The organism is Geminocystis sp. CENA526 (genome assembly GCF_050753365.1).
Taxonomy (GTDB): domain Bacteria; phylum Cyanobacteriota; class Cyanobacteriia; order Cyanobacteriales; family Cyanobacteriaceae; genus Geminocystis.
Genome location: NZ_JBLZFY010000015.1, coordinates 36,513 through 59,361 on the forward strand (window position 1 = coordinate 36,513; position 22,849 = coordinate 59,361).

Annotated in this window: 19 protein-coding genes; 7 read left to right on the forward strand and 12 right to left on the reverse strand. The window is 33.5% G+C overall.

Annotated features, from left to right (window positions below; genetic code table 11):
* Nucleotides 1-147: 147 nt before the first annotated feature.
* Entirely contained in the window at nucleotides 148-723 is a 576-nt protein-coding gene (gene gmk / locus ACN4EE_RS06620) for a guanylate kinase (protein ID WP_431705643.1), read from the forward strand.
* Here the strand turns inward: gmk and ACN4EE_RS06625 are convergent.
* The 3 genes from ACN4EE_RS06625 to ACN4EE_RS06635 all read right to left on the reverse strand — a co-directional run bounded on the left by ACN4EE_RS06625 (nucleotide 689) and on the right by ACN4EE_RS06635 (nucleotide 5,664).
* A complete protein-coding gene (locus ACN4EE_RS06625) occupies nucleotides 689-2,368 on the reverse strand; it encodes a glycosyltransferase family 4 protein (RefSeq protein WP_431705624.1) in 1,680 nt (559 codons plus the stop codon). The genes gmk and ACN4EE_RS06625 overlap by 35 nt on opposite strands.
* A 158-nt stretch (nucleotides 2,369-2,526) precedes the next feature.
* A complete protein-coding gene (locus ACN4EE_RS06630; RefSeq protein WP_431705625.1) occupies nucleotides 2,527-4,671 on the reverse strand; it encodes a WD40 repeat domain-containing protein in 2,145 nt (714 codons plus the stop codon).
* 117 nt (nucleotides 4,672-4,788) lie between these two features.
* The gene (locus ACN4EE_RS06635; protein ID WP_431705626.1) at nucleotides 4,789-5,664 is read right to left on the reverse strand and encodes an energy-coupling factor transporter transmembrane component T family protein; all 876 of its coding nucleotides are present in this window, start codon (nucleotides 5,662-5,664) and stop codon (nucleotides 4,789-4,791) included.
* Between the two features lie 315 nt (nucleotides 5,665-5,979).
* Here ACN4EE_RS06635 and ACN4EE_RS06640 point away from each other — a divergent pair, with 315 nt between their 5' ends.
* A complete protein-coding gene (locus ACN4EE_RS06640) occupies nucleotides 5,980-6,732 on the forward strand; it encodes an isoprenyl transferase (RefSeq protein ID WP_431705627.1) in 753 nt (250 codons plus the stop codon).
* Between the two features lie 130 nt (nucleotides 6,733-6,862).
* Here the strand turns inward: ACN4EE_RS06640 and ACN4EE_RS06645 are convergent, their stop codons facing one another.
* The 5 genes from ACN4EE_RS06645 to kaiC form a co-directional block, all read right to left on the reverse strand.
* Nucleotides 6,863-7,489: a hypothetical protein gene (locus ACN4EE_RS06645; RefSeq protein WP_431705628.1), complete on the reverse strand. Its 627-nt coding sequence runs from the start codon at nucleotides 7,487-7,489 to the stop codon at nucleotides 6,863-6,865.
* Complete coding sequence (locus tag ACN4EE_RS06650; RefSeq protein WP_431705629.1) at nucleotides 7,458-7,709, reverse strand: DNA-directed RNA polymerase subunit omega; 252 nt, start codon at nucleotides 7,707-7,709, stop codon at nucleotides 7,458-7,460. Before ACN4EE_RS06650 ends, ACN4EE_RS06645 begins: the two co-directional genes overlap by 32 nt.
* Before the next feature lie 66 nt (nucleotides 7,710-7,775).
* The gene (locus ACN4EE_RS06655) at nucleotides 7,776-10,496 is read right to left on the reverse strand and encodes a hybrid sensor histidine kinase/response regulator (protein WP_431705630.1); all 2,721 of its coding nucleotides are present in this window, start codon (nucleotides 10,494-10,496) and stop codon (nucleotides 7,776-7,778) included.
* 462 nt (nucleotides 10,497-10,958) lie between these two features.
* Nucleotides 10,959-11,588, reverse strand: coding sequence for an alpha/beta hydrolase (locus ACN4EE_RS06660; RefSeq protein WP_431705631.1), 630 nt, complete (start codon nucleotides 11,586-11,588; stop codon nucleotides 10,959-10,961).
* Between the two features lie 307 nt (nucleotides 11,589-11,895).
* Nucleotides 11,896-13,416 (reverse strand): circadian clock protein KaiC, encoded by a 1,521-nt coding sequence (kaiC, locus tag ACN4EE_RS06665; protein WP_431705632.1) that lies wholly within the window; start codon nucleotides 13,414-13,416, stop codon nucleotides 11,896-11,898.
* 166 nt (nucleotides 13,417-13,582) lie between these two features.
* Here kaiC and ACN4EE_RS06670 point away from each other — a divergent pair, with 166 nt between their 5' ends.
* Entirely contained in the window at nucleotides 13,583-14,149 is a 567-nt protein-coding gene (locus tag ACN4EE_RS06670) for a hypothetical protein (RefSeq protein WP_431705633.1), read from the forward strand.
* A gap of 21 nt (nucleotides 14,150-14,170) precedes the next feature.
* On the opposite strand, the gene ACN4EE_RS06675 is transcribed toward ACN4EE_RS06670, so the two are convergent.
* The 3 genes from ACN4EE_RS06675 to ACN4EE_RS06685 all read right to left on the reverse strand — a co-directional run bounded on the left by ACN4EE_RS06675 (nucleotide 14,171) and on the right by ACN4EE_RS06685 (nucleotide 16,700).
* Nucleotides 14,171-15,619: a GGDEF domain-containing protein gene (locus ACN4EE_RS06675; protein ID WP_431705634.1), complete on the reverse strand. Its 1,449-nt coding sequence runs from the start codon at nucleotides 15,617-15,619 to the stop codon at nucleotides 14,171-14,173.
* 1 nt (nucleotide 15,620) lies between these two features.
* Nucleotides 15,621-16,232 (reverse strand): chemotaxis protein CheC, encoded by a 612-nt coding sequence (locus tag ACN4EE_RS06680; protein WP_431705635.1) that lies wholly within the window; start codon nucleotides 16,230-16,232, stop codon nucleotides 15,621-15,623.
* 108 nt (nucleotides 16,233-16,340) lie between these two features.
* Entirely contained in the window at nucleotides 16,341-16,700 is a 360-nt protein-coding gene (locus ACN4EE_RS06685) for a response regulator transcription factor (protein WP_431705636.1), read from the reverse strand.
* A gap of 296 nt (nucleotides 16,701-16,996) precedes the next feature.
* Between ACN4EE_RS06685 and ACN4EE_RS06690 the strand changes: the two genes are divergently transcribed.
* The 3 genes from ACN4EE_RS06690 to ACN4EE_RS06700 all read left to right on the forward strand — a co-directional run bounded on the left by ACN4EE_RS06690 (nucleotide 16,997) and on the right by ACN4EE_RS06700 (nucleotide 18,896).
* Nucleotides 16,997-17,170 carry a hypothetical protein gene (locus ACN4EE_RS06690; RefSeq protein WP_431705637.1) on the forward strand — a complete coding sequence of 58 codons (174 nt, stop codon included), beginning with the start codon at nucleotides 16,997-16,999 and terminating at the stop codon, nucleotides 17,168-17,170.
* 34 nt (nucleotides 17,171-17,204) lie between these two features.
* A complete protein-coding gene (locus tag ACN4EE_RS06695; RefSeq protein WP_431705638.1) occupies nucleotides 17,205-17,906 on the forward strand; it encodes an urease accessory protein UreF in 702 nt (233 codons plus the stop codon).
* A gap of 210 nt (nucleotides 17,907-18,116) precedes the next feature.
* Nucleotides 18,117-18,896 (forward strand): PspA/IM30 family protein, encoded by a 780-nt coding sequence (locus ACN4EE_RS06700; protein ID WP_431705639.1) that lies wholly within the window; start codon nucleotides 18,117-18,119, stop codon nucleotides 18,894-18,896.
* A gap of 422 nt (nucleotides 18,897-19,318) precedes the next feature.
* Here ACN4EE_RS06700 and ACN4EE_RS06705 read toward each other — a convergent pair whose 3' ends face one another.
* Nucleotides 19,319-21,520, reverse strand: coding sequence for a CHASE2 domain-containing protein (locus ACN4EE_RS06705; RefSeq protein WP_431705640.1), 2,202 nt, complete (start codon nucleotides 21,518-21,520; stop codon nucleotides 19,319-19,321).
* Between the two features lie 320 nt (nucleotides 21,521-21,840).
* Here ACN4EE_RS06705 and rimK point away from each other — a divergent pair, with 320 nt between their 5' ends.
* Nucleotides 21,841-22,749 (forward strand): 30S ribosomal protein S6--L-glutamate ligase, encoded by a 909-nt coding sequence (gene rimK, locus ACN4EE_RS06710; protein WP_431705641.1) that lies wholly within the window; start codon nucleotides 21,841-21,843, stop codon nucleotides 22,747-22,749.
* The last annotated feature ends 100 nt before the right edge of the window (nucleotides 22,750-22,849 follow it).

Here is a 22,849-nt window from a genome sequence, read left to right on the forward strand (position 1 = left end):
AAATCGATCGATCTCATTGAGTTAATTGAGGTTACTTGAGATTGCTTCGTGCCTCGCAATGACAGAATAAGTAATCAGTTAAATGCAAATTAGCTTATAATTGCTTAAGCTGTATATAAGATTTTGGAAAGGATAGATAATAAAAACATGAATGATGAGGGAAAATTAGTTGTCATTACTGGACCTAGTGGCGTGGGTAAGGGTACAATAGTTAAGGCTTTGCGTCAAAAATACTCAAACATTTTTTTATCTATATCAGCGACAACTCGTCTTCCTCGTCAGGGAGAGGTGGATAAACAGGATTATTATTTTTTGTCTCGTGACGAATTTGAAAGAATGATTAATGATAATCAGTTATTGGAATGGGCGCAGTATGCAGGAAATTATTATGGGACTCCTCGTCAACCTGTGTTAGAACAAATTAATCAGGGTAAGGTTATTATCTTAGAAATTGAGGTTTTAGGGGCAAGGCAGGTTAAACAGAGTTTTCCTTCTGCTATGAGAATTTTTATTTTACCCCCTTCTTTAGAGGTTTTAGAGCAAAGATTGAGGGGGAGAGGCACAGATTCGGAGGAGGTGATTGTCAAACGTTTGACTAAGGCAACGGAGGAGTTAGCCGTTAGCCATGAATTTGATTATCAGGTGATTAATGATACCTTAGAAAGTTCGATCGAACTGGTAGAAAAGATTATTTTTCCCGATGCAAACCTAAAAAACGTTTAAGACGAAACCATTGATTTCTCATAATCCAAAACTTACTACTTTTCATAGCATTAATTTCTTCCTGTAAAAGATGATTATTTGTTGATAATTCCTCCATTTTGATTTGCAGATTATCTAAGATATTTTTTAGGGTAATTAAATCATTGTCAATCAACTTAAAATCTTGATTTTGTTGAGTTAAATTATAAACTAACTCATGATTATTTTTTTCTAATTGTTGAATTTTAACTAAATTATTTTGATTAACTTCTTCTAGTTTCTCAAGTTTTAGGGCTTCCTGTTGATTAATTTCTTCTAACTTGTGAATTTTAATGAGATTATGTTGATTAATTTCTGCTAAATGTTTTACTTGTATTTGGGTTTGATTTAAAGCATCTTTAATTCTTTTATTTTCTAAAGATAACTTTAATGTTTCCCATGATTTAATCTCTAAATCTTTTTTATATAAGTTCGATCGAGCTACTAAATTATCATTATAAATAGTCTCTTTTTCATCAGTATATAAACTTTGATAAAATTCATATAATTTTTGAGTATTGTTACTCCAATTAAAAAAACTTTGAGCAAATTTTACGGCATTTTCTGACAATTTTTGAGCTAAATTTTGATCATTAATGACTAAATCAATGGCAGATTGCAACGATTCTTCATCTACATTCGGCAAAATCAAAGCATTTTCTAAATGAGTTAACATTTTTCCAATATTAGTATCAGGAAGAATAACAGGTTTTCCCATTGCTAAAAATTCAGGAATTTTAGAAGGTAAACGATAATCATTAAAATCATCAGGTTTCCCCGGTTGAATTAGCACATCTGCTAAAGCCAAAATATCAGGAATTTTCTTTCTTTCTACCCATCCTAATTCTTTAATATATTCTTTAATCCATAACTCATTTTCCTCTAACAATGGTAAGTCATTATCAACTCCCGTGCGAATTAATACTGTCGGTTTTCCCCTCTTATTCCGTTTGCCTACGGCTAAGTAAAGTCTTCTTACTTCCTCTTGGTTCGTAGGATGTATAATTCCTGTATAAACTAAGATAGTGGTATTTTCAGTAATGCCTAATTCTTGCAACAATGTCAGATTTTTGGCACGGGGATAAAATTCGGCGGTGTCAACCCCCGGATACAGGGTAAGAGTAGGAAGGGAAGACGGAATAAACTCTCGTAATCTATCAATAATAATAGTCACACCATCGGCGGTGGAGAGAAATTCTTTATATTTTTGGGGATGAGATAAATTATAGGGTAAGAGTCGATCGAACTCTGATGTCCAATCCTTAACTGGTATCTTAAAAAATCTTTCGATGATACATTCTTCGCTATCTTCCCAATGAATTACCAACTTAAAATTGTAAAGAGAAGCTAAGTGATAGCAATAAATTCTAACGTGTTCTCTAGGAGTCCAACAGTGTACAATATCGGGGGGTTGATTATTGCTAAAGTAACTAGAAATATTGGCTATATCTTCATAACGGGTAACTTGATACAAATTACCGTCAATAGAAGTGACACTTTTTTCATCCCAAGGCACGGCTACCACACAGTCTAACCCTAATTTTATCAGTTCATTGGCAAAATGATGGACATGAATAGCACTATTCATGGGAAAGTCGGAATGAGACACCATTAAAATATTTTTCATAAACTAATTAATCAGGTGATATATTCAGGTAGGTTTAAACCTATTATTTACCGATAGTCATAACTTTACTCATAGATTCGATCGAATATTGATAATGATCAAAAGTATAATTCTTCAATACCTTCGCCAAAAAAAGACCATAAAATGTCATATATTGTTCACCTAATAATATGATTGATGAGGGTTAACCAATTTTTTTCCTCGATCGAAATATCTGGACTTTCAAGGGCATTTTTGAGCCATTGTTTATCTTCGGGAGTGAAACTAGCGGGGGAAAGATTGCATAAACGGGTTAAATCCCAACGCCATAATTTGAGAGTTCGATCGAGACTACCTGTAATCAAAGTATGACCATCAGGAGTCATTCTAATCGTAGTAATACTATTTTGATGCCCTCTTAAAACAGCAATATTTTCACCTTTGGAGATATTCCATAGTCGTACTGTATGATCTTTACTACCAGTGGCTAATAATTCTCCATCCTCACTGATAGCTAAACAAAAGATTCCACCCTCATGTCCTGTTAGGGTATGATTTAGTTTACGAGTTGCAATTGACCATACTTTAGCAGTTCGATCGTCACTACCCGTCACCAAAGTTTTACCATCGGGGGTAATGCCCAAACACCAAACTTTTCCTTCATGTTCACTTAATGTAGCAATTTCCGTATTATCAGATAAAGACCACAATTTAACGGTATGATCTTGACTAGCAGTAACTAAAGTATGATTATCAGGGGTAATCACCATATCCCAAATACCGTCTGTATGTCCGCTCAAAGTACATTGATGATCACCACTAGGTAATGACCATACTCTCACTGTGTTATCATTTTTTCCACCGGCAGACACTAACAAATTACCATCGTGACTGAGAATGATTTTATCAACTTCCCTTTGATGTCCTCTCAAATTCTTAAACAATTTACCCGAAGGATACTGCCAAAGACGAATTTCTTGATAACTAGCACTAGCAATCATATTAGCAGAAGTTGTCATGGCTAATGACCATACTGACGCTACATTTGCCGATAAATTAGCCAATAAATTACCATCAGGTAAGCGCCATACGGAAATAGTTTTGTCTCGACTACCACTAGCTAAAATTGAACCATCTTCATTTAAACAAAGAGTTGTTACCCCTTTTAAATGTCCTTTTAAGGTGTTTAATAATTTTCCTGTGTTAATATCCCAAAGGCGAATGGTATCATCTCCTGCACTAATCAGAGTTTGGCTATCGGGAGTAATTTCTGTGGCGATAATACCGTGAGTATGCCCTTGCAGAGTGTGAATACAACGAATTAATTTACCTTGAGGGGGGGTTTTCGTTTTGACACTTTTAACGATTTTAGCAAATTCAGAGTATTTAATTTTCTCTGCTGGTTCTTTGGGCAACCAACGGTTATTTTCTAATCTTTTCAGAGTGGGTTTAATTAAAATAATGGGCATTTGGGGCATTAAATACCAAATAGTTTCCCAATGTTTACCGTTAGCTAACACATCAATAATTTTATCCCATTGTTCAAGGGTGACATCGGTAATTCTACGCCCTTCTTTTCCCCCTAAACGCATCCACACCCATTCTAAACGTTTATAAATTTTGCCATGCTCATCAATCCTCTGTTTTAATTCTTCGGGGGCGTTATAATAAATTTCCTCTAATAACTTATATTCGGGATCAATTTCTTGGTATTTATCCCATAATTGAGTAAAGTAACAAAATAAGGCACTTTGGGATGGTTCGCTAGGGGTATAACCGCAACGGGTAGCGACTTCTAAGGCTAGTTGATTATTTTCTTCACTGGCAAGACGACAAACTTCTTCTTGTAATTCAGGGTTGCTTAAATTACTACTCCATTGTTTAGCGGTTTGTTGAATAAAGCTATCTTCATCTTCAAACAAGGATAATAACGGGGCAATAATTTCTTTTCCTTGTTCATCTATAATTCCTTGCCACCCCAAATTTAGCGCAGTTAACAGCCTTAATGATAAAGGTTTGGAGGCTACCCATGCTTTCAATTTCAAGATTTTACCTAGTTCAACATCTCTACTTTCTGCCCATACTTTGCACACTACGTCAATTAAATCTTTTTCCTGCATTTTGATTTGACGTAATGCCCCTAATACTATGTTTTGAAAGTTCTTATCTTTACTGAAAATAAGGGCTTTGGTTAAAGATTCGAGGGCTTGAATACTTCTGTCTTGTACTAATTCTTTGGCGGCTTGTTGTCTGATTCGATCGCCAAGAATAGGGGTTTCGTTGTATAATTTTTCTTCTAGTTTCTTTAACTTTTCAGCATCCATGAAATTTGATCCAATGGGGTTAGCAAACTTTATTATAAGTCAAAAGTTCGATCGAGGGAAAATATTACCTATGACTTAATTACTTCCCTAGATTAACGATTTTATCTTGAACGGAGGTCAATTACTACCGATCGAAATCCGTGCTATCCAGAATAAAATAAGGGATAATATAGCTAAAAAATCAAAAATACTAAGTTTTAATTGATGCCATTGTACTTGATGTTGATTAGGTGTTGTAAATCCTCTTACTTCCATAGCAATAGATATTTGTTCTGCTCTTAAGAGGATATTTTCTAATAATCTTTCGGCAACAATTACCCATACTTGCATACTTTTTTTAATACCTAATTTCTTCCAGTTTATAGCCCTTGTGCGGATCGATCGAATCAAATTTTGGATTTCTTCTAAGACTAAAGGAATAAATCTTAAGGCTAAAGTTAAGGTTAAAATAATTTCTGTAATGGGAATTTTAAACTTTCTTAAAGGGGATAATAATTCTTCCATTCCTGCCGTAATTTGTTCAGAAGCGGTAGTCAATAAATATAAATTACTACTATAAATTAAAGTAAAAAATAAAGTACTAACTCTAATAGCTAAATCGAATGATCTTTGAGTAATTTTAAACTTACCTATTTGATAAATTATATACTGAAAATCCGTTGGTTGAGTTATGGAAATTTCACTATTCGGTAATCGTGGTTGATAAGTAATATTGAAGCCATCGGGGGCAAAGGATGTCATGATGAAAATAAGAGTAGAGAAAAACAAAAGAAAACTGAGTTGTTTTTTTTGCACACGCCAAGGAATCAAGGCTAACCCCGTGATGATGATTAAAAATAATACCAGAAAAATACGCCAATATACATTAGCTAACAAGGGTGATAAAATTAAACTCATTAACCATGCTAATTTGACTCTGGGGTCTAATTTATGTAACCATGTTAAAGGTTTTTCTAAGTATAATCCAATGGGTAACGATCGTAATAAATCCATATATTAGAATTAAGAATTAAGAATGAAGAATGAAGAAGGAAAAATAGAGAATTATGGAGTTAATCAAGAGTCCACCCTGTAATGAATTACACGGCTAATAGTAAACGTTCAATAAATTGAACTAAAAATTAAAATTGAGACACAGGGATAATATTGTTAATTATTCATTATTAATTATTCATTATCCATAGACTTTAAAGGACGATCGAGATAAAATTAATTTTGTTGATAAGTTTTTATTTTACTGTTATCGATGCAATATCTGTAATCATCATTAATCCCATTGTTGAAAATCCTATTTAGTTAATAATTCAGATGAGTGTGAAGCAAAGTTTGGTAGAATTACCCTTAGATTTAGATCGACAAAGGATTCCTCGTCATGTAGCAGTGATTATGGATGGTAACGGACGTTGGGCAAAAAGTCGAGGTTTTCCCCGTATAATTGGACATCAAAAAGGGGTTGATGCGCTCAAAAGTTTACTCCGTTGTTGTGATGATTGGGGTATAGAAGTTTTAACTGCCTATGCTTTTTCCACAGAAAATTGGGGAAGACCCACCCATGAGGTAGAATTTTTAATGACTCTTTTTGAGCGAGTATTGCGCAAAGAATTGGAAGAAATGATGGCGGAAGATGTTAAAATCCGTTTTGTAGGTGATTTAAAGGCTTTACCCGATTCCTTACAGGCACAAATCGCTTATTCTATGGAAAAAACCGCTAATAATAAGGGTATTCAATTCAATGTAGCGACTAATTATGGTAGTCGTCAAGAAATACTCCATGCTTGTAAATCGATCGCTTCTGAAGTACAGCAAGGTAAGATTAGAGTAGAAGATATTAACGAAGAATTATTTGAGAGAAATCTTTATACGGGAGAGTTGATTAATCCCGACTTGTTAATTCGTACTAGCGGTGAAATGCGTTTGAGTAACTTTTTGTTGTGGCAAATGGCTTATGGAGAAATTTATGTTACGCCTACCCTATGGCCAGATTTCGATCGAGAGGAGTTTCATCAAGCCTTGTTAAATTATCAACAGCGAGATCGACGTTTTGGTAAAATAAAACACTAAGCTAGGAAGCATCTAAGTTGCATATTATTTTGTTATAAATAAATCAACAAATCTCCCTTGTCTTCTAGTCTTCCGAGTCTTACCTTCATCAGTAAATGTAAATGCGTTTTAGCTTAAATCAAAATATTTTCTAGGGTAAAAGTAAATTAGCGTCTCCGGGTTGAGGTAAAACGAAACCAGAAGACGGAGGGGAAGAAGATTCGGAAGGTTTGCTTCGGTTTTCTCCTTTTGTTTCTTCAGGGGTAGGGTTATAAATACTCACTAACACATTAACTAATTCTTCCCTCTGTTGCATGGTTAATCTATCGATGATGGCTCGATCGAACTCTAGGGGATTTTGTGTTAAAGTACTTCTACCCGGATACCTTTGCTCATCGATAATTTCATTTTTGCGCAGATAATCCGCTAAAGTCAATTTCCAATCGAGACGATAAGTCAACGGGCGCGCTTTGACAAACTCATGATAGCGTATCATACGACTAACTAAAGTGTTTTCGATCGCCCTTTCTCCACTACTGACACTGATATAATCGTTACCTTTAGGTAAGTCTGGGATTTTTTCATATACTTTTTGTGCCACTACTTCTGGGGTTAAACGTTGAGCTAGAACGATCGTAGAATAGGAATAATTAGGGCTAAAATGTTTTACCATACCAAAAAAATTGATATGGGTAACGAGGAGAAAAGTGGTTAAAAATAAAGATAAATGTAACCATTTACTTTTGTTACTTTTGCCCAATATTTTTGTATAAGTCATCACTAATAATCTGAGGTTGAGTAATTTCATCAGACATTTCTATAATAGCTCTTAGTACGGGTTTCATCACTTCTTCAATATTTTCAAAGTCTTCTTTTCTGCGTTGTTTCGCCCTTTTAGCTACCGCCACAGTAATTTTATAACGATTTGATGCCGCATTCATCAATTCATCACTACGAAACATTATTTGACTAGAATCAAAGCTATTTTTCTTGAGCATTTTTGTTTTCAGTTCAGATTTCGATGTCTCATTATACCCGAACAATTAACAATTAACAATTATTCATTATTCATTATTCATTATCTCGATTAAATTAGTAATTCGATCGAACTCCAAAGAATCAACTATTTTAGATAAACCTTGTTTTAAATGTTGTTGCTGAGGAGGAATTTCTTGAATTAAATCAATAATTAATTGCTCATCTAATTCAAGACTAGCTTGATATAATTTTTGTACCCAATCTTCAGGCATAACCGAAAAATCAGAGGAAATTAACTCCCTTGATTGATTATTTTTTTCAGAGTTTTCATCATCAATTTGAGCATAAATAAAACGCACTCCTAAATGTTGAGTTAATATGGAAAAAATTGTTTCCTGACGAAAAGGTTTCCGCACAAAATCATCACATCCTGCTGATAAAATAACGGCTTTTTCTTCCCCCAAAACACTGGCAGTTACTGCCACAATAGCCGTTGCATTTCCTTTTGTCGTTCCTTTAATTATTTTCGTTGCCTCATAACCGTCTAATATGGGCATTCTCATATCCATAAAAATTAAATTAGGTTGCCATTCTTCCCAAATTTCGATCGCTTCTTGTCCATTACTTGCCTCTTTTAATATAAACTCAAAAGGGGTTAATAATTTTACTAATAAACTACGGTTAAAATCTTTATCGTCCACAATTAATAGTTTAAATACTTGTTGATTTTTTTCTATGCCAATAACGTCTGGAATAATATCATTAGTAGTGATTTCATCAGAAGCAATGGATTTTGTATTAATGGTAAAAGAAAAAACACTTCCTTTATTTTCTTCACTGGTAACATCAATTTTTCCTCCCATTAATTCAACAAATTTTTTACTGATAGATAATCCTAAACCAGTACCTTCATTAACTTCTTTTCCTACTTTAGTCTGAGTAAATGGTTGAAATAAACTTTCTAATTCTTCAGTTTTAATTCCTTTACCTGTATCTCTCACAATAAAGAGTAATTTTAAATGATTTTCGTTTTCTTCAACATTAGCTATTTGCACAGAAATTCCCCCTTCGTCAGTAAATTTAATGGCATTGCTAATTAAGTTTAATAAAATTTGTCGTAATTTTGGGGCATCTGCTTCAATAAATTGAGGTACATTATCTAACTTTTCGATAATTAATTGCAGTCCTTTTTTTTGACATTTATGTTTAAATAAATCTTCAATATCATCTAATAGTTTATCAAAATTAATTTTGTCTAAATTTAAACTAATTTTACCTGCTTCAATTTTGGACAAATCCAGAATATTATTGATTAAAGTTAGCAAATGTTCACCACTTCTATTAATAATATTTATGCTATCTAAATGCTCTTTTGGTACATCTTTTGATCTTAAAATAATTTGGGCAAATCCCAAAATTGCATTTAACGGAGTGCGCAATTCGTGACTCATATTCGCTAAAAATTCACTCTTTGCTTGATTGGCTACCTCCGCTTTTTCTTTGGCTTTTGATAGTTCTTCTGTCCTCGATCGTACTTTGCTTTCGAGGTTTTCTAATAAATCATGTATTGTGTTTGCCATATCATTAAACGCTAAGGTTAAATTACCTAGCTCATCTTTGCGAGTGACATCGATCGATTCATTATAATTTCCTTCTTTGAGACGAGAAACAGCGTTATTGAGTTGTAAAATCGGTTCAGTGATATAGTTAGTAATCCATAAACCAAGAAAAAGAGAGACAATCAAGGTTAAAAGCCAAATAATGACGGTTATTCTCGTATTCGCATTAATATCTCCCATTACGTCTTTTTCGGGTAATAAAATCACTACTAACCAAGGCTTTTCTAAATGACTTTCAAAGGGAAAAATCTGGACAAAATAGGGAATATTATCTAATTTTAGTTGTAAAAATTTAGGACTTTTAATCTCAGAAAAACTATTAAATTTTTGTGTAATTTCTTGATTAACTTCCCTAATTATGCTAAATTGACTATTAGCAATATTGACTCTTTCAGCTTCTTGATTCAGTTGATCTGCATCAGGATTAGGGATAATAAAAGGTGGTTCTAAAGAACTGCCAATTAGATAACCTGATGAGTCAATAATAAAAATATCTCCTGTTTCTCCAATAGATAATTTTTCTAAAAAATTACTAACTAAAGATAATAATAAATCACTGAATAAAACCCCTTGAAAATTATTGTTTTCATCATAAATAGGCACAACAGCAGAAATAGCTAAACGGGGAGTACCTTTATATAAAAAAACATCACTCCATGTTGGTTTTCCTTCAGTAAACGCTTTTTGATACCAAGGGCGTTGTTGATTAATAAAATTAGGAATAACGCTTTTTTGCTCTCCCCTATTACCTTGATTATCCGTAGCATAAATCCTTAAATTCAAAGGAGAAGATTCATCCATAATATTAAACTCAATATTTCCGTTATCGAGTCTTTCTACTCCCATTAAATTGCCTTTTTCATTGGCATAACCGATAAAACCAATAGCAGGAAAATTATTAATTTGTCTCCATAAATATCTTTCCATGAAAGAAAAATCATTATAATCTAACCATCCAAAATAACGGTTATCTAAATTAATTTGATTAATTTGTAAAGGTGTAGATAAATAATAAGTTAATTCTTGCTCTACTTTTTCATTAATCTCTCTCTGTAATTCTCTCGCTAATTTTTCTACTGTTTTACTACTATTAGAAAAGGAAACATAGCCAACTAATCCCACACTACTAATCATGGGGATAACTAATAATAGGATAATGCGAAAACGTAGGGAGAGAAAAGGTAGCATGATGAAAAATTGATTAATTAGGAAGGAGGGAGAGAGGGAGAGAGGGAGAAAGGGAGAAAGGGAGAAAGGGAGAAAGGGAGAGAGGGAGAAAGAGAGAAGAAATAATTATTGTTTTTTGATGGGGTTGGGTTTAATATGTTAAACCCCTACATTTCTTGTTACTCTTATCTTTGCCTCTTGCCTTTTTTTATTCTTAACTGATGTTACGCAAAAATAGAATTAGTTGTTGATTGGAGGTGTCAGGTTTCAGGCTTAAAAATCAAAAAAATTCAGACTCTTCTACAGTAGTTATGCCAAATTAATAGAAAATAATTAATATAAATTTTATCACCTATAGCTTTGATTATTTTCAAAATGTAATTGTTATAAATTAACAGTTTGAATTTAACCTAATACCTGCTACCCGATACCTATTAAAATTTAACCCATGAGTGCGTAACGTCAATTCTTAATTCTTAATTCTTAATTCTTAATTCCTAAGTAGTTTTTTTTGAAAGTATATTGCACAAAATCCCTCACTAGGTGCATTTGAGCGGGGATAATTTCATGCCCGATGGGAAATTCTTTATATTCTACAGACACCCCTACCTTTTCTAATTTTTGTTTTGCTTCCCTTGCCATACTAGCAGGTACAACATTATCTAGTGTACCGTGAGAGATGAAAGTAGGAGGAAAAGGATTTCTGTCGGCGGTGGGTTGAAAATGTAAATATCCGCTTAAACTAACAACTCCAGCTAAGGGTAATTGTAAACCCACATCTAAACTCATAGCACCTCCCTGAGAAAAACCCCCCAGAATGGTTTTAGATAAGGGAATGTTAGTGTTGTCTTCTAGGGATAATAACCATTGGTAAAGTTGATTTAAACTCGCTTCAATACCTTCGTTACCATTTTCTAAAGCATACCATGCCCTTCCCCCTTCCACTTGATAATGAGCATAAGGCGCATTGGGAAACAAGTATAAACAAGAGGGTAAGTTTAACATCGGCACAAGCGCGGTTAAATCGTGGTAATTTGCACCCCAACCGTGCAGTAACACCATGACAAATTCGGGGTTTTCTCCGTTTTTAGGTTCGATCGAAATTACATCCATAATTTAGTGAATAGTGAATAGTGAATAGTGGATAGTGGATAGTGGATAGTGGATAGTGGATAATTATTAACAACTTAGCTGACAATACTTTGAGATTGCTTCGTGCCTCGCAATGACAATCAATTTTGCTAATTTTTATCTAAGTCGCTTTAGCAGACGGTAGCTATTAGGCGTAAGATTGCTTCGTGCCTCGCAACGCTGTGCGATTTATTACACGCTGGGTTATTGATTAACAACAATTCTTCATTCTTCATTCTTCAATTCTTGATTCTTGATTCTTCATTCTTCATTCTTCATTCTTCATTCCTCATTCCTCGAAAAGATTACTGAGTCTTTCGACTTCCGTTTGAGTGGTGTACATAGGTGTACCTGCTAAAATTCCAGTCACGTTACGGAAAGGATGCCCGATGTGCATTCCTTGATGATCAATGGTAAACTCTCTAATATCTTTATCGTGCATTGAGCCTCGCATTTTTAAGACAGTTATACCTCGACGCATTTCTCCATACATTTCTACATAACGCAATAAGATAATCGAATCAGTAATAGTAGAAATATGGGCTTCGGTAATGGATGAACCGCCTAGTAACGTGGGAGTAGTGGAAGTGAATAAACCACCGATTTCCTGTTGTTTGATGAAAGAGGTTAAGCCAATGATAAATTCTCGGAAACCTTTAAGATTTGATACCCTCTCCAATGCAGAAAGGCTATCGACGGCGACTCGATTTGGTTTAAATTCTTTGATAGTTTCTTTCATGTTGATGAGATGATTTTCTAATCCTGTGGTTTCGGGATAGCGACACACTACTTTTAATTTGCCGTCTTTTTCCATCTGCTGAAAATCCACCCCCCAACCTGTAGCATTTCTAAAAAGTTGCTCTCTACTTTCTTCAAAGGCAAATACTAAACAACGCTCGTTATTTTGCACTCCTCCTGCCATAAACTCCGTTACCATCAGGGTTTTACCTGTACCTGTTGCCCCTGATACCAATATAATCGAGTCTCGAAAGAATCCTCCTCCGCACATCCTATCCAATTCTTCACTACCCGAAGTTATTCTAATATTAGAGGAATGTTGCTCTAATTCGATCGCGCTTAAAGGTACAACTACCATGCCTTTACGGGGAATAATAGTGAAGGGATACTCCCCTTTTTGATGATCTGTACCACGATACTTCAAGATTTCGATCGTACGGCGACGTTTTTCATCATTTAAGACGTTGCGCAATATCACTACGTTATCCGCAACAAACTCCTCTACCCCGTAGCGACTAATCTCCCCGTATTCTTCTGTACGTTCAGCCGTCATAATGGCGGTTACATTTAGCTCTCTCAAAGCGGAAGCCAGTCTAAATAAATCATTTCTCACTTGAGCGCTATCGGCAAGATGACTAAAAATAGCTCCTAAAGAATCTAAAGACACCCTTTGGGCAGAGTATTTTCTTATGGCATACTCAATTCTGGCAATCAATGCCCCTAAATCGTATTCTCCTGCTACCATAGGAGTTTCTCCGGGTTGAGGTGAGGCATCCACAAACGCCCATTGTCTATTTTCTTCCCATTCTCGTATTTTCCAACCAAAACCCGACATATTGCGTCTAATGGCTTTAGGTGGTTCTTCAAAGGTTACAAAAACACCATTTTCTCCTAATTTAATCCCTTCTACTAAAAATTGACAAGCAAATACAGTTTTAGCACTTCCAGCAGTACCTGAAATGAGTGTTGCCCTTCCTTTTGGTAATCCCCCTTCTGCTAGAAAATCGAACCCCGGAATCCCCGTCTCTAGCTTTTCTATGTAGTCAATATCGAAATCCACTTCTTGACTCATTCATTTTCTCTCTAAAAAATCAACAATAATATATTATCTGGTCTGATCACCTACAATGCAAGTTTTATTTTAACAAAGTAATGAGTAATAGTGAATAGTGAATAGTGGATAGGTAATAGGTAATAGATAATAGGTAATAGGTAATTCTTAATTCTTACTTCTTAATATGTTTAAACTTAAATTTATTATTATTTTATTATTTTTACCCTCTGGTTTCGGTTTATTATGGCATTCTTTCAGTATCAATAATTTATCTGAGCAGTTAATTTCTTTTGCTTTTTTTGTATTTTGTTTAGAACAAGCTAAAATGGCTTTTATTGATGTCAAACCTTGTATTTTTAGGTTGGATAATGTTCAAAATTCAAATTTGAATTTATCTTATTTTTTCATTGTGGTTATTATCACGATCGTAATTGAATTATTTGGATTTTATTTTGCTTTATTTAATGTAGGTTGGGGAGCAATCTTTGTTTTAATTAGTCAAATTTGGTTTAATTGTTTCGCTCAAGTGAAAATAAATGAAATAGATAATCAACCTATTCAATACTATTTTTCTGATAAAATTATCGTTTTAGGTGCAGATTTTCTCTGTTTATTATTAATGGGTTTATGGATAATGAATATTTACCCTTTAACCATCGCTTTTGTGATGCTATTTCTAACGGTATCTTTTATAGGAGTAAAATACTATTTTCGTTTAACACAATGTGCTAATCACATTCTTAATTCTTAATTCTTAATTCTTAATTCTGCATTATTTTGTCGAAGCAATTATAACTCGATCGCGCCCTGATTCTTTCGCTTGATAAAGGGCATTATCAGCCGCAAAAAGAATTTCTTGAGAGGTTAAACCATGCTCAGGAAAAGAAGCAATACCAAAAGATGCGGTAATATTTGGTAAGAATTCTTGATTATAAATTAAGTTTAATTCCTTGATTTCCTCTCTAATTTTTTCTGCTCTCAAAAAGGTTTGTTGTAAAGAACTATTAAGCAAAATCATAGTTAATTCTTCTCCACCATAACGAAAAACAAAATCAGAAATACGAATTTTTTGTCTTAAAAAATTACTAACTGTTATTAAGACAAAATCTCCTGCATCATGACCAAAAGTATCATTAATTTTTTTAAAATAATCAATATCAATCATAATCACACTTCTTATCTCATTATTCTTTGTAGCTATGGTAATTTCTCTGGTTAAAATCTTATCTAAATAACGCCTATTATATAAACCTGTTAAAGAGTCAGTGATACTCATTTCATACAAATTTTTCTGCATGGCAATATTAGCTAAAATTAAGGATATTTGTTCAGCAAAATTAATAGCAAATATTTTCTGTCCTTCACTAATGCCTTGGGAAGATTCATTACTTAAATAGATAAAGCCAAATTCTTTATTTTTTGCCTTTAAACCACAATAAAAACTTTGAGATTGTGATGTATTAAAAATATTAATTGATTCTTTCTTTTGTTCATAAAAATTGATACATTTTTTGCTAAGTCCTGCATCTAAATTACCCCAACTAATCGTATTAATTACCTTACTATTTTCATCGGTAAAGAAAATTCCACCAGTAAAATTTTCAAATAGTAATTGTGCGGAATTTTTAATGACTGAATAGGCTTGTTCTATATGGTCACAATTTTGTAATAATTGACTCATTTTATATAGTTGAGTTAATTGTAAATTACGATTTTGCAACTCTTTTGTTTTTACTGACAATGCTTTTTCTATTTCCTTGCGATAATTAAGTTCTTTTAAGGCTTGATCTCGCATTTGTTGATGTTGTTTAATTAAATTAGAAGATTCCGTGACATCTTGAATCACAATCATGGCATCATAACCATTTTTTTTGAAATGAGGTATAGGGGTTACGATCGTATGTTGAATGCGAAATTTGCCTTCTGACAAAGGAGAAGGAATCAGATGTTTATGAAGTTGAGAGGAAAAAATTGTCGCAGGACTACCATTAAATATGCTTTGAATACGATTATAATATTTAGGCTTAATTAAATGGGGAAAAAAGTCTTGAATTTTCTGATTTAAAATAGTTTGACGAGAAATATTAGTCCATTTTTCTATACATTTATTCCAAAAAATTACTGTCATATCTTGTTTAAGAATACAAATTCCGACGGGAATATGATCTAAAATATTAAATCGTGATTCTGTGATTTTACGCTCTAAACGGTTAATGTTCATTTTAACCCCCATCTAATCCTTCTAACATTTCTGATATTTTATGAAAACTACCTAGATGAAAAATGAGAATAATATCACCTTGAATATTAGTTTCTTCTATAAAAAAACGAGTTTGTGCTAATACCAAAGTAGAGTGTTTTTCTAACTTTTGATGTTCAATTAAAGTATCGATATTACCTTCAATATAAGAGGGCAAAAAATACTCTAAATCTTGAGATAAAATATTACTAATTGCTCCCATTACACCACTAATAACAATATTGCCAATTTCCGTTAATGCTCCTACTTTAAGCTCATCCATTTCTGACTCGGAAACTTCCGTTTCTTCATCCGTAACAATAGAAACTAATTCGGCAGCACTATCGGTAGGAAAAACTAATTCGGCATTGCCACTAACCGAGCCAAAAAACTCTAATTCTACAGCAGAAAATTTACCTTTTCCTAACTTTAATTCTAACTCTTCTTTAACTAAATCAGGACTAAATGTTTTAATGAAAGGTATCTGAAGCGTTATATGACTACACAGCATTTCATTTAAAACTCCAGCCGCTTGTCCTACACCTATATTAATAATCTCTTGTAGTGCATCAATTTGTTCAAGGGTGAGATTCATCTTTGTTAATTATTTTATGGTTATTGATCGAGAATAAATGACTAGAGGATAAGAATTTTAAAGATTTTCATAGAAAAAAATACAACCGTTATATATTCTAGTTTAACATTATAAATTAAGGGCATTAACTATCAATTTTTCTAATTGTTCGGATTTCACGGGCTTATTTAATACCGCTATAGCACCCAATTCTAAACCTTTTTGTTTCGTGGTTTCTTGAGTGTCTGCTGTAATCATTACTATTGGAATAGAGTAACTTTCTTGTTGCAATTTTTGTAACACTTCTAATCCCGTCAACTTAGGGATTAACATATCTAAACAGACAAAATCGGGTTTTTCCTCTTTGATTTTCGTTAAGGCTTCTTCTCCATCTTTCGCTTCTATGGTAGAATGTCCTAGATTTTTGACGATTTTTTTCACCATATTTCGGGATAATAGTGCATCATCAACAATTAAAATTAATGCCATTTTTTGATTAGTTTTTAAGTATTGTTAAGTATATTTCGATCGAACTGTAATAAAAGTAACAGTTTTTGACAGATTTTCTATTTTTGAATATAGTAATAATCACAATAGTATATATTATATAGTAATAACAATTATCTGATTATTTATTTTCATGTTAAGAAATATAGCAAAATATTAATCTTTTTTAAAAAAAGTTGTGGAACTTGAAAAAGGTGTTAGTTTTAATTGATACCAATTTATCGAGAACAATTGGGATTAAAAATACTAATAAAAATATTATCTTAAATTTTTCAACCATGAATAATAATCAAGAAAAAGATTTAGTAAGTGCAGGTTTAACGGCGGCCATTGGTGCAGGAATTATCACTTCCTATGCTGTGAGTCAAGGGCAACATCCTTTAGTGGCAACAGGAATTACCGTATTTTCTGCATTATTAGCTGTAGTTATTCATCAAGCTGATTTAATTTAATCTAAAATGAATAATGATTTATTCGAGATAATTAATGATTAACAAACAACTTTTAAATTCAGAAAAATTATTATTACTTTTACAACTGTGTAATTCTAGTTTGCCATTAGGTGCGTATAGTTATTCCGAAGGGTTAGAAACTTTAGTTGAGCAAAAATTAATTAGTCATTATCAGCACTTAAAATCTTGGCTATTAAATGAGTTAACATACGGCTCAATTCGAGTAGAATCTGCGATGGTAATGAGAGCTTATGATAGTTATTTAACTCAAAATATTGATAATTTATTATATTGGAATAACTGGTTTAGTGCTAGTCGAGAAACCTTTGAATTAAGGCAACAAAGTTGGCAAATGGGCAAAAGTTTACTGAGATTAATTAATTCTTTTGAACCTGAAGATTCATTTTTACAAACATTAATTAACAACTTAAAATCTAGTGCAAATTATTCGATCATATTCGGTATAATAACGGCTCATTGGCAGATTGAAAAAGAAAATGTCTTATTAGGTTATCTTCATAATTGGGTTAACAATTTAGTTAACGTGGGAGTAAAATTAATTCCTTTAGGGCAAACAGACGGACAAAAATTATTACTATATTTTAATCAAGAAATTTGTCAACAAATTCCCGATATTTTATCCTTAAAAGATGATGAATTATCTAGTTGTAGTTGGGGATTATCCTTAGCTAGTATGAGCCACGAACAATTATATAGTCGTTTATTTCGTAGTTAGTTCTAAAATCATAAGAATTAAGAATTAAGAATGAAAAAGGCAAAAGGTAATAGTCGTATTATTCTCCACCTGTCCACTTGTCTTGTCTTCATCATTTTATATCAAACTCAGGTTAAGTCTAGTTTGTGAATTGAGGTGTTAAGATAATCAAAGTATCGTTTAAAATGAGATTAGAATTGAAATAATATAAATATTAAAGGTTAAACTATTATGGGAATATTCGATCGTATCAGCAGAGTCGTACGAGCTAACGTCAATGACATGATTGACAAAGCAGAAGATCCAGAAAAAGTACTAGAGCAAAGTATTCGAGAAATGGGGGATGATCTCGTCAAAATGCGTCAAGCAGTAGCACAAGCGATCGCATCCCAAAAAAGAACCGAACAGCAGTACCAAAAAAATATGTCCGAAGCCAATACATGGCAACAAAGGGCGCAATTAGCATTAAGCAAAGGTGAGGAAGGTTTAGCCAGAGAAGCATTAGTACGCAAAAAAACCCATGCCGACACCGCCGCTACTCTCAAAACTCAATTAGATGGACAAATCGGGCAAATCGACTCTTTACGCCGTAATTTGACAGCCTTAGAAAGTAAAATTTCTGAAGCCAAAACCAAAAAAGATATGCTCAAAGCACGTCTGAGTGCGGCTAAAGCTAATCAGCAGTTACAAAATACCATTAGTAATATTAACACCAGTTCCGCCATGTCGGCTTTTGAACGTATGGAAGACAAGGTTTTACAGATGGAGGCAGTATCTCAATCTGCTGGAGAATTAGCAGGAATGGGAGAAGAGTCTAAATGGGCGCAGTTGGAAGGAGGAAGCGCTGTTGATGACGAGTTAGCCGCTTTAAAAGCCCAATTATCTGGTACACCTACCCCCTCAGCCTTACCCTCTGGTACAACATCTTCTACTCCTGCTCAATCTACTCCTGTTAGTGCGGTAGATGATGAATTAGAGCAATTAAGACAACAGTTAAACAAGGGCTATTAATTTAAGAAGAAGAAATGTAGGGGCTTAATAAGCAGGGTTTTTTCAAAGTCGGGGTAAAATTGCATTTTATCAGTTCAATTCATTTCTGTTAATTAGACGTTAGTTAAAAAGTATTTTGATCAGGGTAATGAATAGTGAATAGTGAATAGTGAATAATGAATAGTGAATAGTGAATAGTGGCTCTTTCTTCTACTTTGAATATGATAAATTATGTCTAAAAAAAAGATGTCAGGTATCAGGTAAGGGTATTAAGTTAAATTCAAACTGTTAATTTATAAAACTTGTATTTTTAAAAGACTAAAAGCTATAGCAATCAAGGTTTATATTAATTATTTTCTCTTAATTTTTCATAGCTACTGTTAAAAAAGCCAAAATCTTGAGATCATCAATTTCTTATATCGAAACGAAGTGACATATTTGTCTTAAGAGTTGTATAAAATTTTCTCGGCACTTTGGGGTAAGTGGGTAAAATAAATTTTAAATTTCTTTTCTTCTAAATTCTGACTAATTACTTTGCCGTAAATATCTTCTCCATAATGACTATTCACTAAATTTAGTTTTAAATTATCAAGGGGATTAGGTAAAAAAGAATCGGGAATAACTAAACTAATTTCTGCTCCTTTTTCTATATCTTTAATAATAATTTTCTCAATATTTCCTAAATAATATACTTGACTAACATCTTTTTCATTAAGTAAACAATATCTAATTTCAATGACTTCTTTTAAGGGGATAATTGTTTCTTCAATTTCAGGTAATGTTAAATTAAATTTCCCCTCTATTCCTATTATTTTATAGATAGAAATAGGCTCTTTTACTCCTTTGGGAGATACCTTTTTTTCTTCGGCAATTTCTAGTTTCGATCGAACTATATTTAAGGTTTTTTCTGAGATTAAAATATCTCTACCTTTAGTATAAGATTCAATACGATAGGTTAAATTAACTTCACTACCCACAATACCATATTTAGTTCTTTTTTCTGACCCCATATTACCCACAACTACCTCTCCTGTATTAATCCCAATACCCATTTTTAAAGGAGAATAACCCCATATTTTCATCTGTTTATTGACTTCTTCCATTGCCAACTGCATGGCTAAACCACAGGCGATCGCTCTATCTGCATCATCATTGCGAACTACAGGAGCACCAAATAACACTAAAATACCATCTCCCATAAATTCATCGATCGTACCCTGATATTCGGTAATAATATTAGCCATAAAACCGAGATAGTAATTAAGGATTTTAACGACTTCTTCGGGGGGTAATTGTTCACTAATAGCGGTAAATCCCCTTAAATCTGAGGTTAAAATAGTTATACTGCGTCTTTCTCCTCCTAGCTTTACCCCTTCAGGAGTTTCTAGTAAAGTATTAACAATTTCTTGACTTAAATAACGCCCAAAAGTTTGTCTAATTTTTTCACCATTGCGCGCGGTATAAATAGTTATGCCTCCTGCGGATGCCACTAAACCGATGAAAGGAGGAATTACTGGTATCCACCAACTATTTAAAAAAGCGATATAGACAGTCATTAACAACACTATTTGCGCCATGATAAATATGATGATACCGAGAAAAAATTTATCTGTCCTTCTAAATGTCCAAATAATCACAGAACCGATGGTTGTCCATGCTATAATCCAAAGGTTTTCTTGAGTTTGCGACCATGTTTTAATTAAGGGTCGATCGTCCGTTACACTACTAATAACTTGACTGATGATATTAGCATGAATTTCGACTCCTGCCATGCGTTGATCTGGTTTGTTAGTATAGGGAGTATAAAGGACATCGAGGAAACTTTCGCTAATAAAACCGATTAAAATAATTTTATTTTTACCCCAATCGGGAGGCACTCGATCGTCTAAAATATCAAAAAGACTGACGGTTTCAAAGTGATTAACGTTACCTCGATAGTTGAGCAAAATTTGATAACCGCCACTGTCAGCATTACGATAACCCCCGTCATTTTTTTCAAAGGGTATAAATACAGTATCTTTTAATTGCCATGATTTATCTTCTCTTACCTCAAGGGAAATGTTTTGTTTTTCAAGGTAAAGTAAAGCTAAAAACATCCCGAAACTAAAGGCTTTTTCTGTGGGTAAAGCTAGTATAGCACGGCGGACTTTGTTATCTCGATCGAGCATAACATCATTAGAACCGATTTGATTGTTTGCCTTGAGGATAGGATTCGGCTTAACTCGAAATTGCTGTTTCTTTCCAATCATTTTTTCGATACCAATGATATTTTTATTTTTTGCAAAAAGTTGATTTAGTTCATCTGTACCGGGTGGCATAGGTACATCTCGATAAACGTCTAAACCAATGGCGACTGGTTGAAAATTTAGCAGTTTTTTGAGTAAATTAGCATAAATTTCATCGGATATTAACGCAGTCCCAATTTTTTCTACGTCTTCATCATTAATACCCACAATAACTATTCTATTGTCTTGAGGTTGGATCGATCGAGTTTTAACTAAAAAATCCCATGCGAATAATTCAAAGGGTTGAAATAAGCCGAGATAACGACTAAAAATAATCAGAAAAGATACTAAAGGGGTTGCAATCCAAACCCCTCGCCATTGCCACCAAAAAGATTTTCTGGAAAATTTCTTTATATTCATAGAAGTTACGCACTCGTATCAAAAATCAAAGGATTGAGATTCCTTCGCTACTCTCGGAATGACAGAATATGGTTAAAGGTGCTCGTAAGTCCTAATTCGTATAAAACAATGCTTATAATTTTGTCATTGCGAGGTACGAAGCAATCTTAATTGAATCTGCTAAAGCAATTATATGGTAAATTCAAATATATGGTAAATTCAAAGATAATTGACATATAAATAGATCATTATTTGTATCTTTCATCACAGTTGATTCAATGAAGGTATAAGCAGTTGTACAATAAGAGAGATTTAAAAGCAGGTTATATTAAATATATTTTATGAAAATAGCTATCTTATCTCAAGATAATAGCCTTTATTCCACCAAGAGAATCAAAGAAGCAGGAGAAAAACGGGGGCATGAAATGAAGGTGGTTAATTATCTGAGATGCTATATGAATATCACTTCCCATAAGCCTACGGTGGTTTATGGTGGAAAAACTTTAGAAAATTTTGATGCGGTTATACCTCGCATTGGCGCTTCTAAAACCTTTTACGGTTTAGCGGTTGTTAGACAATTTGAAGTTATGGGAGTTTTTAGTGCCAATGAATCTCAGGCGATTTCTCGATCGAGAGATAAATTACGTTGTGTACAAATTTTAGCACGAGAGGGGATTGGATTGCCTGTAACGGGATTTGCCCATGATACGGAGGATATTGACGGTTTAATCGAGACGGTAGGGGGTGCGCCTTTAGTCATCAAATTGTTAGAAGGTACTCAAGGTATTGGAGTAGTATTAGCTGAGACATATCAAGCCGCTAAGTCTGTAATTCAAGCCTTTAAAGGATTAAATGCTAATATTTTGGTACAAGAGTTTATCAAAGAGGCAGGAGGGGCGGATATTCGTTGTTTTGTGGTAGGTAACAAAGTTGTAGCCGCTATGAAAAGACAAGGACCTGAAGGAGATTTTCGATCGAACCTACATCGAGGTGGCAAGGCTGAAAAAATCAAGTTAACACCAGAAGAAAGAAGTACAGCTATTCGCTCTGCTAAGGCTATGGGTTTAAGGATAGCAGGAGTTGACCTCTTACGATCGAATCATGGTCCTGTCGTCATGGAAGTTAACTCCTCCCCCGGTTTAGAAGGCATTGAAAAAGCCAGTCAAGTGGATGTTGCGGATAAGATTATTGATTTTATTGAAAAAAATGTCGAGGCAGGAAATAGTGTGCGCGATCGGATTCAGTATTAATTAGGGTTTGCTTAAGAATTAAGAATTAAGAATTAAGAATTAAGAATTAAGAATTAAGAATTAAGAATTAAGAATTAAGAATTAAGAATTAAGAATTAAG